This is a genomic window from Halochromatium sp., from assembly GCF_054919635.1.
In genome coordinates this window covers 1-2901 of record NZ_JBUDPI010000422.1, presented here as the reverse complement: position 1 = coordinate 2901, position 2901 = coordinate 1, and the positions used below count along the sequence as shown (strand labels likewise).

Annotated in this window: 5 protein-coding genes and 1 pseudogene; 3 read left to right on the top strand and 3 right to left on the bottom strand. The window is 60.7% G+C overall.

Going from position 1 to position 2901, the window contains the following annotated elements:
• Nucleotides 1–93: 93 nt before the first annotated feature.
• The 3 genes from ACY693_RS17690 (at nucleotide 94) to ACY693_RS17680 (ending at nucleotide 1218) form a co-directional block, all read left to right on the top strand.
• Nucleotides 94–570, top strand: a complete 477-nt coding sequence (locus ACY693_RS17690) for a hypothetical protein (RefSeq protein WP_462323127.1) — start codon at nucleotides 94–96, stop codon at nucleotides 568–570.
• A 33-nt stretch (nucleotides 571–603) separates the two neighbouring features.
• Nucleotides 604–870, top strand: coding sequence for a DUF6489 family protein (locus ACY693_RS17685; RefSeq protein WP_462323126.1), 267 nt, complete (start codon nucleotides 604–606; stop codon nucleotides 868–870).
• Between the two features lie 93 nt (nucleotides 871–963).
• Complete coding sequence (locus ACY693_RS17680) at nucleotides 964–1218, top strand: hypothetical protein (protein WP_462323125.1); 255 nt, start codon at nucleotides 964–966, stop codon at nucleotides 1216–1218.
• 57 nt (nucleotides 1219–1275) lie between these two features.
• Here ACY693_RS17680 and ACY693_RS17675 read toward each other — a convergent pair whose 3' ends face one another.
• The 3 genes and pseudogenes from ACY693_RS17675 to ACY693_RS17665 form a co-directional block, all read right to left on the bottom strand.
• Entirely contained in the window at nucleotides 1276–1614 is a 339-nt protein-coding gene (locus ACY693_RS17675; protein ID WP_462323124.1) for a TusE/DsrC/DsvC family sulfur relay protein, read from the bottom strand.
• A gap of 178 nt (nucleotides 1615–1792) precedes the next feature.
• The gene (gene cas6 / locus ACY693_RS17670) at nucleotides 1793–2485 is read right to left on the bottom strand and encodes a type I-MYXAN CRISPR-associated protein Cas6/Cmx6 (RefSeq protein ID WP_462323123.1); all 693 of its coding nucleotides are present in this window, start codon (nucleotides 2483–2485) and stop codon (nucleotides 1793–1795) included.
• Nucleotides 2486–2494: 9 nt separating this feature from the next.
• Nucleotides 2495–2901 (bottom strand): annotated as a pseudogene (locus ACY693_RS17665) (hypothetical protein); the annotation flags it as partial.

Here is a 2901-nt window from a genome sequence, read left to right as displayed (position 1 = left end):
AAGGATACTGAAATCGACGAGAACAGACATGGGCCTACCTCCGGGGTTAAGCTAGCGTGGTGTTGGCCATCTCTTTGCCGCGCTTGCTGATCGATGACGAGAATACAGACGACTGACTTCGAGATCGGTGCCGATCCCGATTGGGACAGCCCGCTGAACTTCAAGCTGACCCCTGAGCTGCTGGTGCATGCGCTGATGGAGACCGCCTCAGCGGTACATACCGGATGGGAGAGTTGCGTCGATGACGATGCGATCCTGTCGCAGATCGCGGCGATGGATGATACCGGCGAGAAGAGTATCCGTCTCGTCGAGCAGGATATGGCCGACGAGCAAGATCCGTCTGCGACCTGGCATGATTGGACGCTCGAGATTCGCGTCGGCGCCATGCTGACCGTCGGGCATTGGCAGGTTCGCTCGACTGCGCCGCCGCTCGATTGGGAGTGGACTGCCGCGGCCGCTGAGCGTGCCTTCGAGCGCGCTTGCGTGCTGCTTGGACGGCGTGCTCGTCGTGGGTTGGTGATCGAAGAGCCGATGCGGCCTGAGCTGCCGCCGCGCTCAAGCCGGCACTGACTGCAGGCCTGGGCTCACTGGAGGGTAGATCGAATGAAATTCCATATCGACGTTGAGGTTTCTGCGGCCGAGCTGCGGCAACTGATGGGACTGCCAGACCTTGAAGGGCTGCAGCAACGGATGCTCGACGATATCCAAAGCCGGATCGAGCAAGGTGTGGAGGGTTATGATCCGATGGAGCTGATGCAGCCCTATCTGAAAACCAGCCTTGCTAGCATGGATATGATGCAGCGCATGTTTGCTGCGGGGATGGGCGTGGCGGGCAGTCAGTCGCAGAAAAGGCCGTCAGAAGCTGACTAACCGGTCTATCTTTGAGAGTGATGCCGATGCGGTCCGTACAATAAGCCCGACAATGAAGCGGGTAAGTCGCGAGAGGAGCGAGAGGAGAGTGAGATGGCTCATCAACTGCTGATCCTTGGCTGTAGAACGATGCGCGACGGTGTCGTCGTATCCTTTATCTTCTTCATGGCTGCCGTGCTCTTATTCCTGGCTGCAGCCCATGTTGTGCCAGCGGTCGCCTATGCACAACAGATCGTCCTATTGCTCGCGCTGGTGCTGATCATTCTGGCGCCCGTCGTGCTGGTCTCGACGTTCTTGATCTCGGTGCTGCCAGGCGCACGGGCGAAGCTCGAGAACTGCGAGCACTAGTCGCTATAGGAGCCGACCCGCAAGGGGTCGGCTGCGTCGTCCGGCTTCGCCCCGGCCTCAGTAACCGCCTTTGCGGTGGACCTCAGGGAGCCCGGCGATCTTGGTGCCTTGCTTGGTCGGCGCCAGCGGGAATAGCTGGTAGACCTCCTTGCTGCTGGGCTTGCTGCCCCACTTCTTGCCCATGTCCTTGAGCAGGACCCGCTCCATCGGCTGATTCTGGTTGTTGTTCAGATACTCGTCGCGCAGATAATTGATGACGTCCCAGTGACGCTCGGTGAGCTCGATGCCCTCGATATCCGCCAGCGCCTTGGCTACGTCTTCGTCCCAGTCGAGCGGATTCACCAGGAATCCCGAGTCGGTGGTCTCGATGGTTTTACCATTCACTTCGATCGCCATTGCGATTGCTCCTCTCGTCGTTCAATGCCGCCGTGTTGTCGGCAGGCGTTCTTGGGTTAACCGGTGATGGCGTGCGGCCAGTCGCGTTTGGCGCTCGCACTTGAAAACCCGCGAATATTAGTCAATTGTTGTGGATACGTCATCTTTGCAGCGAATGTTGAGGCCGGGCCTCTCGCTGTCAGCCAGTGGCCTTGGCGACTGCCTCGATGCCCTTGTGGGGCAGAAAGATGCCGCAGCCCATGGTCTGATGATCACCGATGCCTTGTTGCTGCAGTGCGATTGCGTCGTCTAGGCTCAGCTCTGCGAGCATCAGGCTGCGGGTTAGGAGGGGGCCTCTTGGGGTGCTCAGCGATTGGGTCTTGCCGCACAATGCCTTGCGGATCTTGATCCCGCGCTCGGCGAGCTCGCTCGCGATTCGATGCAGAAACTGGTCTTCGTCCTCGTCGGTCTGGGCGATGACGTAGCGTGCAAACAGGGTCTTTTCCGCGCTTAGGGGACGCTCTTTCGCCGGGCCGAGGGTCAGGCTCGAGCCTTCAAGCACAAGCGTTTGTCCCTCGAGCGCCCTCTTCAGATCGTCCAGACGGGCGCGGGGAATGCGGATGTTGAGCTTGGTGCGGCGCGACGGCAACAGTTGCTGTCCACTCTCCTGTGATGGTCGCTCCCAGCCGTTTTGGGAGCCAGCGACATGGATCGTATGGATTGCGGCATAGGGCTCTTCGACCAGCCAGGGCACCGTCTCGATCAGGGCGTTCGCGAGTGCGTGGGCATGGTCGACCGGGAGCGATTTGCACTGGCGCAGCGGGAACAGCACGTCGACGACGTCGTCAGGGACCTGGGGCTCGGCCTCTGCATCGGTTTCTTGCCAAAACATCGGTCAGTCTCAGTTGACGGGCAGCTTGCCCTGGAGGGAGTCGCGATCGAACCACCATTCGTCTTGCACCAGGACGTCGACCACGTTGCGGAGTCGGATCAGGAACTTCTCGGGCTCGCGCAGCTCGAGCCGATCGCGCCAAAGGTCGAACGCCTCTTGGGATTCAACCCCGCTGTGGCGGCGGGCGACGTCGGCGAGGATCTGGGTCGCGAAGAAGGTCAGGTTCTCGTGCTGCACGCCCTCTGCGCGGACATCGGCCAGAAACAGAGCGGTCGTGGCGGCGACGGCGGCGCCATCGGCCTCATCGGGTGTTTCGTCGACGATGTGCGACAAGAGCTCGATCGAGAGCTCGACATCGATGGGATAGGTCACCGCCAGCCAGATGCCCTGACCCAAGGCGCTCAGCGATTGTTCTT